Genomic DNA, 13,423 nt, shown 5'->3' with positions numbered 1-13,423 from the left:
CCTACTCCGACTGGGAGGCGGGGCCTGGTTCCCAGCTGGGATCAACGAGCCGGCTCAAGAGCCTAGCAAGCCAGCGCGCTCGCCGCGGCATGGCATCGATCAGCACGAATTCGGCCGGCCCGTGCGCGCCTGCGCCCTCGGCGCCCACACCATCCAAGGTCGCCAGGCCGAGGGCTGCAAGCAAGTTGGCATCGCTGACTCCCCCAACCGACATCTCGCCGACCTGCCAGCCCTCCGCCGCCGCGCATGCGCGAGCAAGCTCGACCATCTGGGCTGTGGCCACGCTGCGCGCCATCGGCTGCCGATGGATTCCACCTGTGATCGCGATCTGCGCGTCAGGCTGGCGCGGTGAGCGTGCCCTGATGGCTTCGTCGACTCGTTTGCCGGCCTCGACAGTCCAGAACCGGCTTTCCACCGCCGCGACGGCGTGCTCGGCTACCACGTTGGGACTGGTGCCGCCATGGATCGTCCCGATGTTCACCGTGGTGCCGTGGTCAAGACCGGTCAACTCAGCGAGTTCGCCGAGTTGAGCGGCCAACTCGACGATGGCATTGACGCCTTTGGCGAAATCCAGACCGGGGTGAGCCGACACGCCGGTGACTTTCACCTCGTACATGCCGATCCCCTTGCGGGAAGTCTTCATGGCGCCGCCGGGACCGCTTGGCTCGAGTACGAGAGCGCAACCCGCGCGACCCGCTTCGGCCGTTAGAAATGGCTCCGAGCCGGGGCTGCCCAGTTCTTCGTCTGCGTTGAGCAGCACGGTCAAGTCTGGCTGGGGCACGCTGGAGACGAGCTGTCGCAGCGCGTGGACCAGTTGCACCAGACCGGCCTTCATGTCGAATACGCCAGGTCCGTATGCGCATCCGTCTCGAACTGTGAACGGCCTGCGGGCGAGTTCTCCGAGCGGGAAAACGGTGTCCACATGACCGATGACGAGAACCGGCCGCTGCTGAGGCCCCCATCGCGCGATCAAGACAGGGCGGCCATCCGCTGCGGTGTGCTGCTCGACACGTGCGCCTAGGGCAGCGAACTCCGAGCCGAGCACTTCCTGCACGTGCAGGCATCCGGCCGAATGGTCAGAAGGCGACTCGATCGAAACAAGCCGTTCAAGCAGTTCTATCACGTGTCACCCTTGGCCTTTCCACGCCAGCTGGTAGAGATCACAGAGTTCCGCTTGGCTGAATTCCCGTCTGGTGTTGCGCAGCACTGGTCGATATTCGATGGCCAACGCGGCCAGCCGGGCCAAGTCCGCATACGGCACGCCGTAGTCGGCCAGCGAGGCGGTCACACCCAACTGGACGCGCATTGCGGTGTACGAAGCGGCGAGGTCGGAGGCGCCGGTGTCCGGAGTCAGCAGCCGACCCAACTCTGCATACCGAACCGGAGCGGCGTGAGCGACAGCCCGTAGCGCTGCCGGCGCCACCAGCGCGTTGGCCCGCCCGTGGGAAAGCTGGTACTCGCTGGTCAGCGGGTAGCCGAGCGCGTGCACCACGCCGGCGCTGGCATTGGCCATCGCGATGCCAGCGGCCAGGCAACCCGAGACCAGATCCAGGTTCGCTGCTGGATCGCCGTCGCGGATGGCCGGCACGGCCGCGGCGCCCAGGATGCCCAGGCCCATGCGGGCGCACATGTCCGTGTACGGCGACGCAGCCCGTCCTAGGTAGGCCTCGATCGCGTGCAGCATGGCGTCCAGCACCGTATCGGTGGCTACCTCAGGCGGCAGGGTGGTGAAGGTGCTCGGGTCGGCGAGCACCATCCTCGGCGCCAACCACCGACCGCTCACGGCGAACCTGCGACCGGCGCCGTCGGCGATCACCGCATGCTGGGACAGCTCCGCGCCGCTGCCCGGGGTTGTCAGCACCGCGAACACCGGTGGCCCGGGCATGGTGAACCTGCCCAGCCCTTCGTAATCGGTCAACTGGCCCGGATGCACGGCCAGGCCGGAGCATGCCTTCGCCACGTCGATGACGCTGCCGCCTCCGACCGCCACCAAGCCATCGTGCTGGTTGGCCGCATACGCGACACGGCACTGTCGCACTACGTCGATGCTCGGGTCGGGGTGCCAGACGAGCCACTCGGCCGGCTCCAAGCCGGCGCTGCGCAGCGACGTCACCACCCGCTCGGTCCAGCCAGATCCCGCTACACCTTGATCGGAGACCACCAGTGGCCGGCGGATGCCCCACGCCGCGACACACGCGCCGACCTCCTCAAGGACACCGGGACCCACGTGTAATTCGGGCGTGTCCTTGGCCGTCCATGAAGCCTTCAGTGTTGGGAGAGCCATCGCCGCACCGCCAGATTGACCTGTTCCGGACCCAGGCCATACCGGACGAGCATCTGGTCGTACTCCGCGGTCTGGGTGCAGTATTGGTCCTGGACACCGAAACTCAGCACCGGAGCTGGATGTCGGGCTAGAACGACCGATGCGACCGCGGAGCCGAGCCCTCCGATCTGACTGTGATCCTCGTAGGTGACCAGCAGGCGGCTGCGACGCGCCTCTGCCGTGATCGCGGCCTCATCCAGTGGCTTCAAGGTGTGTATGTTCAGCACCCGACAGCGAACGCCATGCTCGGCGAGAAGGTCCGCAGCCTGCAAGGCCATAGGCACGATCTGGCACCCGGTCGCCAAGATGCTCACGTCAACCGGCTCGTCACCGGTGACACCGCCGTCGCGCAGCACGACGGCCTTGCCGATGTGAAACTCGGTGGGTGAGGTGTAGACGGCCGGGGTCGGCCCCCGGCTGGCTCGCAGGTACACCGGCCCCGGGTGCGCGGCCGCGGCGAACGTGGCCAGGTAGGTCTCGTAGGCATCGGCTGGCGACAGCACTGTCATTCCCGGAAGCGCCCTGGTGATCGCGATGTCCTCGACGCACTGGTGGCTCGGGCCGGCATAACCTCCGGACAGGCCGGTGTAATAGCCTATTACCTTGACGTTGGCCTGGTTGTACGCCACGTCGATTCGCAATTGCTCGCATGCGCGCATGACGCCGAACACGGCGAAGGTGTTGACGAACGGGATCTTGCCTCCGACCGCCAGCCCAGCCGCGATCCCGACCTGGTTGGCCTCGGCGATACCCACCTGCAGGTACCTATCGGGGAACTCCTTGTCGAAGGGCACCTCCGGCATACCGAGGTCGTTTTCGACGGAGAAGATCCGGTCATCGACGCGGGCAAGCTCGAGCTGAGCGTGCCGGCAAGCGGCCCGGCTCGACAAGCCATATCTGGCGTGCCAGTCGGCGAGATCTGCCATCACAGGGTTCCCCGACGGACCGCGGCCGACAGCACCGATTCGGCGTCTTGCTCGGTCAGCGGCACCGGGTTGAGCCCGAGATGGAACTTGTCGGCCATCACCTTGGTGACCAGTTCCGGCACGTGCGCTGCGGTGACGCCCAGCTCACCCAGCGTTGGAATGGGCAAGGCGGCCACCATGTCGCGCACGGCGCGGATGGCTGCCTCACCTTGCCGGAATGCGCTGTCGGACCCGTTGGCCACGCCAAGCGCGCCGGCGAGTGCGGCGAACCTCGTCGGCAGGTGTGGCAGGTTGAACTCCATCCCGTCGGTGAGGAACAACGCGACACCGACGCCATGGTGAACGTCGAACATCGCATTCACCGCGTGCGCGAAGGCATGATCGACTGCGCCGCCGCCCTTCATGGAGATGCCGGCCGCCAGACTGCCGGTCATCATCCGATCCCGCGCATCCAGGTCGGCGCCGTCCGCGACCGCGTCGGGCAGAGCGTGGAAGATGCTCGAGACGGCATAGAGCGCCATCGCGTCGGCGAGCGGCTGGCGTTCGGAGGACACGTACGCGCCGATCGCATGGGCCAGCGCGTCGACCCCGGCGGCTGCCGTAGGACCGGCCGGCAGGGTCAGCGTCAGTTCCGGGTCGCACAGCGCCACATGCGCCGGGGTGGCCACGATGTGCATCTTGAAGGCTCGCGCGCTGTCGGTGATGATCGCGCCGGCCACCGCCTCGCTACCAGTGCCAGCAGTGGTGGGCACCAGGACCAGCGGCGGGGTGGGCATCGTGACCGCCCGTGCACCGTCCTCGAAATCGGCGATGCTGCCACCATGGGACTCGATGACGGCAGCCGATTTGGCTACGTCCAGCGCGCTGCCGCCACCGATGCCGAGCACCCCGTCGCAGTCATTGTCTCGATAAGCCTGCACCGCGGCGTCCACATGCTTTTCGGACGGGTTGGTCCGCACCTCGCTGAAGGTCACGTAGGAGATACCGGCGTGCTTGAGCGAGCTGAGCACTGGATCGACCACGCCGGCGGCCAGGACACCAGGGTCGGAGACCACCAGCACGCGCCGCACGCCGAGGTCACGGAGGGCCTCGCCGGCCCGTCGCGCCGCGCCCCGCCCGTAGCTGATCTGCGGTACCAGATGGAAGAACTCCACCTGTCGCCGCTCAGCCGACATCGCTGGCCACCTTTGTGCTGCCCATCGGCCGGCCAAATCCGCTCACGGTCCAGTCCAACACGTTCAACAGGTCGAAGACGGGCACTGGCAGGCTTGGCCGCAGCTCGTCCAGCACGGCGGGCAGCATGGTGCACTCGCAGACCAGCGCGCCGATATCCGGTTCCCGCGCCAGGAACTCCTCGATCACCTGCCGCAGGTCTTCGCGCAGCGCCTCGTGCAGTTCCTCGTCGATCTCCTTGGTCTTGAGGAACCGCAACCAAGACTCGTGCTCACCGACCCCGGCGACGCTCACCGGAAAGTCTTCACTGGACCAGCCGCAGGCATTGAAATTGCGCTCACCCACCGCGTCGACGAAGAATGTCAGCACACCCACCCGCTGGTCCGGCGCGATCATCCTGGCCACCGTCGGCACCGCGACGAGGCTGGACAGCACGACCGGCACCCGGACGGCGGACGCCACTTCGGTTTGCACCAGCGCCATCAGACCGCAGTTAGCCGTGATGACCTTGGTGCCTTCCCGCTCCAGCTCCTGCGCCGCGCTCACGTACAGCGGCAGCATGGCCTCGGCGTCAGCTTGCGTGCGCGGCGTAGACGAGCCCTCGACGACCATCCGCCGGACCGGGTATGGCCAGGTGTCCTCGCACGCCATGCAACCCGGCACGTCAGCCATCTTGCCCTGCAGCATCAAAATGCCCAATGGGGCCGAATCATTCATCGTTGCTTCCTCCGTACCTCGTCCGCGACTGCGGTCACTACACTGTCGATGTCAAGCCCGCACCGGCGCAGGTGCGCCTGGTAGGAGCAGATTTCGTGGGCGTACTCATCGGGCAGACCGAGCATCCGGACGGGCACCGGCGCCTCGGCTGCGAGCACCTCGGCGACCGTGCTGCCCAGCCCGCCGATCGTGGAATGCTCCTCGACGGTGACGATGAGACCTGTCCGGCGCGCTGAGTCGATCAGCACGGCTCGGTCTACCGGCTTGATCGAGTACAGATCCACCACCCGAGCTCTTATGCCTTGCCCCATCAGGGAGTCAGCGGCGCTCACCGCGGTCGCGACGCTGGTCAAACCAGCGGCCACAATGGTCACGTCCTCGCCCTCACGTAGCACTGTGGAGCCGCCGATGACGAAGGACGCGTTCTCGTCATACACCTGAGCAGTCGGATCGACGCCCAGCCGCAGGTAGACCGGTCCCTGCCAGCGCACGGCAGATAGCGTGAGGTGATAGGCAGCCACCGCATCAGCAGGCGCGAGCACCACCATGTTCGGCATCACGCGGGCGATGGCGATGTCCTCACCGCAATGGTGGGTGGGGCCTGAGAACCCGGCCGCGATACCAGTGAACGTGCCGGCGATCTTCACATTCGACCGGTGGTAAGCCACATCGAGGCGAACCTGTTCGCAGGCTCGCATCAGCGCGAAGCTGCCGAACGTGTTGACGAACGGAATTTTGCCTGCGGCTGCAAAACCGGCGGCCGCCCCCACCAGATTCGCTTCTGCGATGCCGAAATCGTGGTAGCGGTCCGGGTACCGCTCGGCGAACTCAATGCCACCGAAATCACCGAGATCGCCCTCGAGCGAGATGACTCGATCGTCGGTTCCGGCCGCCTCCAACTGGGCAAGCCGGCAGCCGTCTACCGCAGACAGCCCGTGTCGTTCGATCCATTCAACGCTGCCGGGCGCCGGCGTGGTGGTCACGGCGACGGTGTCGGTCATGGCAGCAGCCCGACGACGGGCTTGCCCGACATCTCCTGCAGCGCCTGCTGATACTGCTGTTGGGAGAACTTTCCGTAGTGCCAGGTGTGGGTGTTGGACGTGAAGGACAGGCCGTGGCCCTTCTCGGTCCGGGCGATCACGCAGCTAGGCTGCCCCGATGCCAACGGCACCCGGTGCAGCGCCTGGCTCAACTGGGTCACATCATGGCCGTCGACCTCGACAACCTGCCAACCGAAGCTCCGCCATTTGTCCGCCAGCGGTTCAAGCGCCATGATGTCCTCGGTCGCGCCGTCCTCCTGAAAACCGTTGCGGTCCACGATCACCACCAGGTTGTCAAGCCGGAAGTGCGCCGCTGACATAGCCGCCTCCCAGATCGAGCCTTCCTGGCATTCGCCGTCGCCGAGCACCACGAAGGTCCGACTGTCGCGGTGGTCGTGTCGGTTGGCCAAAGACATGCCGACCGCCACCGGCAGTCCATGACCCAGCGATCCGGTGGCCCACTCGACCCCTGGGATATCCCGGGACGGATGGCCAGCGAGCCGGCTGCCCGGTTGCTTGTAGCTAGCCAGCTCGGACACCGGGAAGAAGCCGCGCTCGGCCAAGACGGCGTAGAGCGCCGCCGACGAATGACCTTTGCTGTAGATCAGGCGGTCACGCTCGGCCCAGTGCGGCTCGGCCGGATTCACCTTCAGCACGTCGTCGAAGAACAACACGGTCAGGATCTCGGTCACAGACATCGAGCCGCCGACATGCGCCCCTGGACTGTTGGTAGCCAATTCGATGATGTGGTGTCGGATCCGCTGCGCCATTTCCGTCAACGGTTCCGCCGTTGTTGCAATCATGTGTCCTCCGTAGCGTGTGGTCACCACAACCGGCTAGTGGTTTCCCACGGCTCGATGTAGTCAATGGATCGCGCGTAGTCAACCAACTGATGCCGGTGCTCGATGACCTTGGTGAACGCGTCGGCGTAGGCATCGACCGACGTTGGATCTCGTAGCGACGCCATGCACAGCCGGGTGCCGACCAACAGCGTTCGCTGAATAACCGCCAAGGTATTGGGAAAGTCTTCGGAACGGTACTGAACCGGCCGGGCGTGGCCGCAAGTCCACGGGCAGCCCTTGCCATAGCCGGTCTGCTCCTGGAACAGCGTCTGACCGGGTAGCGGACGATTCTGGTAGCTGGAAACCGGCACGCCTTCGGCGGCGAGCGCGTTCTGCACGGCCTGGCGGAAGACCCCGGGCGGCAGGTCCACCTCGGCGGCCACCGGATCGAGGGTGACTCGAAAATGGTGGTAGACGTGCGTGCGGTCTGACGGTGTCACCGGCGGGAGCACGCCCGGCAGTTCGGCCAGCCGCCCCGCCAGCCGCTCCGCGCCGACCTGCACCTCCTTGGTATAGCGCTCCAGTCGGCTCAGCTGGCTGCGGGCCATTGCGGCTAGCACCGGGCCGATCCGGTAGTTGAAGCCGATGGTGTGCGCGTTGTACTCACGCTCGTTGTCCGGCCCGATCGACTCGCCGAACATCTTCACCGCATCCGCCCGATTACGCAGCTCCGGATCATTGGTGGTCAGCAGGCCGCCCTCTCCCGCGGTGGCGAGGTTCTTGCCGGCCATGATGCTGAACGCGCCGATCACACCGATCGAACCGACGGGACGGCCTCGATAGGTCGCCCCGTGGGCCTGCGCGGCGTCCTCGATCACTGCCAGCCCATGTCGATCGGCGAAAGCCATGATTGGGTCCATGTCGGCGGGCAGGCCGTGCAGGTGCACAGCGATGATCGCCTTGGTGCGCGGGGTGACCACTCGCTCCAGATCGGAGGGGTCGAGCGTGAAGGTGACCGGGTCGACATCGACAAAGATCGGGATGGCCTGATGGTGCAGCACGCAACTGGCCGAGGCGAGAAAGCTCAGCGCCGGCACGATCACCTCATCACCAGGGCCAACGCCGACCGCGGCCACCGCAGCGTGCAGGGCGGCAGTGCCGCTGTTGAGCGCGAGACAGTGCGCGACGCCGACATACTCGGCCCAGCGCTCCTCCAGCGCCCGGACCTCGGTGTTGTTGTACCAGCTCAGCCGGCCGGAACGCAGCGTGGCGACGACCGCGTCGATGTCAGTCTCGTCCACGTCGGGCCACAGCGACTCGTCCACGCCACTCGGCGCCGACTGCGGGCCGCCGAGCACGGCCAGGCCAGCGGTGCTCATCAACGCCGTCCGGCGGGCAGGATCTGCAGCTGGCGGGGGATCTTCTTGTCAGTCAGCACCTCACAGCCGGTTTCGGTGACGACGACCGTCTCGCTGAATCCGACGTGGCCGTTGAGTTCCGGCACGATCAGCGATGGAACCAGATGAAACACCATGTTGGGCCGCAACACCGTCTCATCACCGGGGTGCAGGTTCATGATGTGGCTCTCGTTCCAGCCCGGCGGATAGCAGACGCCTATGGAGTAACCGGTTTCGTGGGTGTGATCGCCGAAGCCGTGGCTGAGGATCGCCTTGCGGCACGCCTCGTCTACCGCGCCGGAGGTGACGTCGGGGCCGATGGCGTCGATCGCGTGCTGGAGCCCGTCGAGGACCGCCTCGGCGCGGCCACGCACGCTGGCCGGTGGGTCGCCGATGAACGCGGTGCGCATCATGGCCGCGCTGTAGCGCTTCACACAGCCGGAGAACTCCAGGAAGACGATGTCGCCCTCACGCAGTTCGCGGCCCTCCCAGGTGCCGTGCGGCAGCCCGGACCGCTCGCCGCTGATCACGTATGGCGGGCTGCCGGGATACTCGCTGCCGTTGTCCAGCGTGGCTCGATAGACAGCGGCGGCCACCTGATTCTCGGTGGCTCCGACCTTCGCGGTCTGCAACGCCTCGACCATTCCGGCCATGGCGGCGTCCGCGGCCGCTCGGATGTAGTCGATCTCGGCCGGTGATTTGATCAGCCGGCTGGCTTCGACCAGGCCGCTGCCATCCACCCAGGTGACCCCGGGCAGCTCAGCGACCAGTCGCCGGTAGGTCCGGATCGGGAAGAAGTAGCCACTCTCTTCGATGGACAGGGTCTTGCCGATGGCGCCGGCTGCCAGCACCGTCCGTGCGGTCACCTCGATGGGGTCTTCACCCACGTCATAATTGACGTAACGCTCCAGCCAGGACAGCCGCTCGATGTTGATCCGCTCCTCGCGGTAGGTCAGCAGCAGCGGTTCATCCTCGATGGGCACCAGCAACGTCTGGTACATGTAGTAGCCGAGTGTGGTGTAGCCGGTCAGGTAGTAGATGTTCTCGGGAATGCTGATCAGGGCGAGATCGATCCCTCGCTCGGCCATCCGCTCGCGCACCGCAGCCAGCCGCTGGCTGTACTCCGCCAGTTCGAACGGCAGATTCTCGTTCTCTCGCATAGCAATCTCCAGTCAGGACAGGATTAGGCACTTGGCAGGGAAAATTCGGTGACAGACAGCCGAGGGCCGTCCCGTCGCATGAACTGGTTGGCATGCCATTCCCAGACCCAGCCGGACCGGCGGCGTCCGCCGTAGGGTCCGACCGGCAGACGGGTCCGACGGTCTAGCCAAGTCTCGTTGAGGTAGACGTCGCCGTGACTGCGAGCCAGCCGAGCAGGCACCCAGGCCGGCCCGCCGTACACGGTGGCCGAGAGCCCGTACGGCGAGTCCTCGGCCAGCGCCACGGCCCGCTCGGCGGAGCTCACCGCGAACACCGGCAGCACCGGGCCGAACGTTTCCACCCGCATCACGTCCATGCCGTGATCGACGTCAACCAGCACAGTCGGCGCCACCATCGTCGTCGACTCCATTGCGCGGCTGGTGAGCACTCGCGCGCCAGCGGCGACTGCTTGACTCACCTGCTCACGCACCCGCGCCGCGTCAGCGGCCGCCAACGGCCCTACCCAGGTCGCCTCGTCGGCAAGGTCGCCGACCGGAAGCGCGTCAGCGGCGGTCACCAGCTCCTCCACGAAGTGGTCGTACAGGGTTTCCTCGACGTAGACGCGTTCCGGCGCCGTGCAAGCCTGGCCGGTGTTGTAGGTGCCGCTCACCGCTGCCGCCCTGGCTGCCGCGGGCACGTCCGCCCCGGCCAACACCAGGAACGGGTCCTTGCCGGGGCCCTCGAAGATCAGCTTGGTGCCGGTGCAGCGCGCGGCTTCCTCGTAGGGCAGCATCCAACTGTCCGAGCCGAACACCATCAGCACGCCGACCTCGGGATCGGCAAACGTGCCTTCGATGAAGGCCGGGCCCGGTTGGTCGTAGACCTCGATTGCCGAGCCGAACGCTTCTCGTAGGAGCTCCATGATGACGTCGGCCCAGTGCTTGCGGCGCTGGGGAAACCGCACCAGCACGCGGTTGCCGGCCAGATACGCTGAGCCTATTGTGCTGACCGGGTTGCTGAGGATCGCATTGCCCGGAAGTGCCAGCGCCACTGTGCCGACAGCCTCCCGCCCGGTGAGGGCGCGGCTCAGCCCGTCGAAGGCGGCCAGCCTGCGGGCCGCCAGGGCGATGTCGGCCCGAATGACCTGACGAGGGAACGGCAGCATGGCCAGAGCGGTCTCTTCCAGCTGCGCGGCCTGCGCGACCACGATCCTGCGTAGTTCGCGCACGGCCGACAGGCGGTCGTCCAGGCCACTCATGGTCGTGGCATCCCATCCGAGGAAAGGGCGAATCGGCGCAGCGCGACTTTGTCGAGCTTCTGTGTCGCGGTCAACGGAAGTCGGCTGATGACTTCGACGTAGCGAGGCAGCTTGAACGGGGCAAGCTGCTCAGCGCAATGAGCTAGGACGTCATCGGCGCGCACCACGTGACCGGGCATCGGCTCCAGGTATAGCTTGATCTCGATACCGTCGAGTTCGGCGGCCACTCCGATTGCCGCTGCCCTGCGCACGCCGACCCAGGACTCGGCGACCCGTTCGATCTCCGTCGGGTCGATGTTCTCGCCACGCCGCCGAATCACATCGTCTCTCCGGCGGACGAACCGGAGGTCTCCTTGGGAGTCCCTGCTCACCAGGTCGCCGGTGCGGAACCAGTCGCCGTCGAAGGCCCCCGCGGTGAGCTCCGGCTCGGCGAGGTAGCCGAGCGTCACGGCTGGATTCCTCTGGACCTGCAGTTCGCCGATTCCCGCCCCGCTCACCTCACCAGCAGGACCCACCAGCCGGACTCGGACATGCGGCAGCGGACGACCAAGAGTGCCGGGACGCCGATCTTCAAGAGAACCGCATAACGCCGTGTTGGTCTCGGTCAATCCGTAGCCCTCTAGCGTCGGCACACCGAATCTGGCGGTGAACTCAGCGGCGACTGCGGGGGTCGCCCCGGCGCCGTAGGCCAGCCGTAACCGTTGGTCACGTTCGCCCTCTGTGAACGGCTGGGCGCAGAGGACTGCCAGCATCTCGCCCAAGTGCCGGAAGACGGTCGCCTCGCTGCGAGCGGCTTGCCGCCAGAATTGCATACCACTGAACCGCGGCACCAGTTCCACACCGGCGCCTACGATCAGGGCGGTTGTCAAAAGCGACAGCCCCGCCATGTGGTGTAGCGGCAGGACGTGCATCACTACATCCTGAGGTGTCAGGCGTAGTCGGCCGGCCATATGCTCGGCAGGAAGCACGAAACTATGGTGGGACAGCAGGCAACCCTTAGGCCTTCCGGTGGAACCGGAGGTGTAAAGGACGGCGGCGGGCAGCGCCAGCTCAGCCTGTGCCGGCATAGCGGCTTGCTCGCCCTTGGCGACAGCGGCGTCGAACTCCGCGTCCACCCGGAGGATCGGTTGACTACAGGCAGGCGCAGTCCGGCCGGCAGGTAACACCAGCAACACTGGCTGCGCATGCTCTACCAGGGCAGCAAGTTCCCAGTCGGTCAGCCGTGGGTCGAGCGGGATCAGCGCCGCGCCGAGCGCAGTCACCGCGAACCACAGGTACACCAGCTCGAACCTGTTGGGCAGCACCACGACGACCCGGGTGCCACGGCGGACCTCCCGCGCGGCGAGAAGCGCCGTCAGTGCTGCGACCTTCTGGTAAACCTCGTCATAGGTGACACTGGCACGTTGACCGGAAGGCTCGGTGGCGATGAGGAACGGCCGATCAGGAAAACGCCTCGATGACTCAGCCAGCAACCCGGGGACGCTCAGCACGCCAGCCGTCGCAGCACATACCCCGGCCAGGCCCCGGTGTTGATGAAATCGACTACGCGATATCCACGTCCCAGATAGGCAAGGAACAGCTTCCTGGTCAGCGCCCGCCATTCTTGGGCCAACGCCAGGTCGAGACGCTTGAGTTCAAGCAGGTTCGGCGGGATGGCAAGAAACAGACTCTCGCTATCCACGTCACGGTCGATCGACGCGATGCTGGGCAGGCCGGTGCGTGCGTCGGCGACAACCCGGTTGACGGGCACGGCCTGGGACGACTCGTCTGGGCTGAGTGGTCGCGGCCGTTTTTGCAACCACCACTCGATGATGAGCCGATCGGTGTCCAACCCGAAGTTCAGGCCATCGCAGGTGCCGTAGAGGTTGACCTTGTACTCGCGAGCAGTACCGCCCAGCCGCCGGATGTTCAAGGCGGCGTTCACTCGTTGTAAGGGTTCAAAGGTCCAGGTGACCAACTCAATGCCCTGCGCCAAGCTCTCGCGGCGCTGCGCGAGCTTAAGTTGGTAACCGAGCCCGCGACCGCGAAAGTTCTCATCGACACCCGCCATCACCGAGCACTGCTTGAGTTGTCGCCGTGAATCCAATCCGACGAAGGAGTACACGAAGCCCACAAGCTCGCCGTATTCAGTGAAAGCACCGAGCACCTGGCCACCGTTCTCCTGCGCAGTCAACATAGCTACTATGCGGTTTCCGGCGACATCAGCTGGGCCCCAAATGCGCTCCTGAAGCGCTTCGCACTGTCGATACTCATCGACAGTGTGCAATCGACGAATAGTTGTCTTGCTCCCAATCGCCGTTGTAGGGGACACCAGATAACCAGAGCCTGTCATATCGATTCCACCGGGTTCACTCAGCTCGACAAAGGCGCGAAATTGCAGCACTAAACAAGCTCCGTCATCCTGGAAGACCAGAAATAAAAGCCACAAGGCGCGCCACTCCACGAGAAGACTCCACGCGCCACCCGGAATCTTTGCCGGTGCTACTTACAGGAGATGATGTGACTCGCCATAGGACTCCAAGGCTCGCGATCTGCGCGCTTGAGCTCAAAAACGCATAGGTTGAGGGCTTGACTGCAACTGTGAACCCTGTCAAACTCGGGCAAATATTACAAAAAGATCATCTGGAGCAAACGTACCATAGCGCGAGGTTGACCTGTCAAGACAGC

At 65.7% G+C, this 13,423-nt stretch carries 12 protein-coding genes; all 12 read right to left on the bottom strand.

The features are described from left to right. Window position 1: 1 nt before the first annotated feature. The gene (locus VGB75_05330; protein HEY0166447.1) at window positions 2-1,123 is read right to left on the bottom strand and encodes a M20 family metallopeptidase; all 1,122 of its coding nucleotides are present in this window, start codon (window positions 1,121-1,123) and stop codon (window positions 2-4) included. 3 nt (window positions 1,124-1,126) lie between these two features. Continuing rightward, window positions 1,127-2,227, bottom strand: coding sequence for an iron-containing alcohol dehydrogenase (locus VGB75_05325; protein HEY0166446.1), 1,101 nt, complete (start codon window positions 2,225-2,227; stop codon window positions 1,127-1,129). A 38-nt stretch (window positions 2,228-2,265) separates the two neighbouring features. Further along, the gene (locus VGB75_05320) at window positions 2,266-3,249 is read right to left on the bottom strand and encodes a transketolase C-terminal domain-containing protein (GenBank protein ID HEY0166445.1); all 984 of its coding nucleotides are present in this window, start codon (window positions 3,247-3,249) and stop codon (window positions 2,266-2,268) included. Beyond that, window positions 3,249-4,424 (bottom strand): iron-containing alcohol dehydrogenase, encoded by a 1,176-nt coding sequence (locus VGB75_05315; protein HEY0166444.1) that lies wholly within the window; start codon window positions 4,422-4,424, stop codon window positions 3,249-3,251. The genes VGB75_05320 and VGB75_05315 overlap by 1 nt, the downstream gene beginning before the upstream one ends. Next, window positions 4,414-5,034, bottom strand: coding sequence for a hypothetical protein (locus VGB75_05310; protein ID HEY0166443.1), 621 nt, complete (start codon window positions 5,032-5,034; stop codon window positions 4,414-4,416). Before VGB75_05310 ends, VGB75_05315 begins: the two co-directional genes overlap by 11 nt. 101 nt (window positions 5,035-5,135) lie before the next feature. Then, complete coding sequence (locus VGB75_05305; GenBank protein HEY0166442.1) at window positions 5,136-6,140, bottom strand: transketolase C-terminal domain-containing protein; 1,005 nt, start codon at window positions 6,138-6,140, stop codon at window positions 5,136-5,138. Then, a complete protein-coding gene (locus VGB75_05300; GenBank protein HEY0166441.1) occupies window positions 6,137-7,006 on the bottom strand; it encodes a transketolase in 870 nt (289 codons plus the stop codon). Before VGB75_05300 ends, VGB75_05305 begins: the two co-directional genes overlap by 4 nt. Next, a complete protein-coding gene (locus VGB75_05295; protein HEY0166440.1) occupies window positions 7,003-8,340 on the bottom strand; it encodes a DegT/DnrJ/EryC1/StrS family aminotransferase in 1,338 nt (445 codons plus the stop codon). The genes VGB75_05300 and VGB75_05295 overlap by 4 nt, the downstream gene beginning before the upstream one ends. Beyond that, window positions 8,340-9,518 carry a Xaa-Pro peptidase family protein gene (locus VGB75_05290; GenBank protein HEY0166439.1) on the bottom strand — a complete coding sequence of 393 codons (1,179 nt, stop codon included), beginning with the start codon at window positions 9,516-9,518 and terminating at the stop codon, window positions 8,340-8,342. Before VGB75_05290 ends, VGB75_05295 begins: the two co-directional genes overlap by 1 nt. Window positions 9,519-9,541: 23 nt before the next feature. After that, window positions 9,542-10,756 (bottom strand): aldehyde dehydrogenase family protein, encoded by a 1,215-nt coding sequence (locus tag VGB75_05285; GenBank protein HEY0166438.1) that lies wholly within the window; start codon window positions 10,754-10,756, stop codon window positions 9,542-9,544. Beyond that, window positions 10,753-12,246, bottom strand: a complete 1,494-nt coding sequence (locus VGB75_05280) for an AMP-binding protein (GenBank protein ID HEY0166437.1) — start codon at window positions 12,244-12,246, stop codon at window positions 10,753-10,755. Before VGB75_05280 ends, VGB75_05285 begins: the two co-directional genes overlap by 4 nt. Continuing rightward, a complete protein-coding gene (locus VGB75_05275; protein HEY0166436.1) occupies window positions 12,240-13,199 on the bottom strand; it encodes a hypothetical protein in 960 nt (319 codons plus the stop codon). Before VGB75_05275 ends, VGB75_05280 begins: the two co-directional genes overlap by 7 nt. Window positions 13,200-13,423 lie beyond the last annotated feature (224 nt).

Source organism: Jatrophihabitans sp. (genome assembly GCA_036399055.1).
Taxonomy (GTDB): domain Bacteria; phylum Actinomycetota; class Actinomycetes; order Mycobacteriales; family Jatrophihabitantaceae; genus Jatrophihabitans_A.
The sequence above is the reverse complement of the archived record's forward strand: the minus strand, read 5'-3'. Positions and strand labels throughout refer to the sequence as shown.

What these genes read in the sequence shown, in the direction of transcription:
- VGB75_05305 (HEY0166442.1), bottom strand. Translation starts at nt 6,140, where the DNA reads ATGACCGACACCGTCGCCGTGACCACCACGCCGGCGCCCGGCAGCGTT.
- VGB75_05285 (HEY0166438.1), bottom strand. Translation starts at nt 10,756, where the DNA reads ATGAGTGGCCTGGACGACCGCCTGTCGGCCGTGCGCGAACTACGCAGG.
- VGB75_05315 (HEY0166444.1), bottom strand. Translation starts at nt 4,424, where the DNA reads ATGTCGGCTGAGCGGCGACAGGTGGAGTTCTTCCATCTGGTACCGCAG.
- VGB75_05290 (HEY0166439.1), bottom strand. Translation starts at nt 9,518, where the DNA reads ATGCGAGAGAACGAGAATCTGCCGTTCGAACTGGCGGAGTACAGCCAG.
- VGB75_05295 (HEY0166440.1), bottom strand. Translation starts at nt 8,340, where the DNA reads ATGAGCACCGCTGGCCTGGCCGTGCTCGGCGGCCCGCAGTCGGCGCCG.
- VGB75_05320 (HEY0166445.1), bottom strand. Translation starts at nt 3,249, where the DNA reads ATGGCAGATCTCGCCGACTGGCACGCCAGATATGGCTTGTCGAGCCGG.
- VGB75_05310 (HEY0166443.1), bottom strand. Translation starts at nt 5,034, where the DNA reads ATGGTCGTCGAGGGCTCGTCTACGCCGCGCACGCAAGCTGACGCCGAG.